Annotated in this window: 1 rRNA gene; it reads right to left on the reverse strand. The window is 50.6% G+C overall.

Annotation, left to right across the window (positions count from 1 at the left end):
• A 16S ribosomal RNA gene (locus tag ABGF48_RS08475) occupies positions 1-447 on the reverse strand; the annotation flags it as partial.

Genomic DNA, 447 nt, shown 5'->3' on the forward strand with positions numbered 1-447 from the left:
GGTTAGCTCGACGGCTTCGGGTATTGCCAACTCCCATGGTGTGACGGGCGGTGTGTACAAGACCCGGGAACGCATTCACCGTGGCGTTCTGATCCACGATTACTAGCAACTCCGACTTCATGTAGGCGAGTTGCAGCCTACAATCCGAACTGAGATCTGTTTTATGCGATTCGCTTGCTCTCACGAGGTAGCTGCGCTTTGTTCAGACCATTGTAGCACGTGTGTAGCCCAAGACATATAGGGCATGATGATTTGACGTCATCCCCACCTTCCTCCGGTTTATCACCGGCAGTCTCTCTAGAGTCCCCATCCGAAATGCTGGTAACTAAAGATAAGGGTTGCGCTCGTTACGGGACTTAACCCAACATCTCACGACACGAGCTGACGACAACCATGCACCACCTGTATACAAGTTTCCGAAGAAACTATACTATCTCTAGCATATTC

This window comes from Helcococcus bovis (assembly GCF_046035835.1).
Lineage (GTDB): Bacteria > Bacillota > Clostridia > Tissierellales > Peptoniphilaceae > Helcococcus > Helcococcus bovis.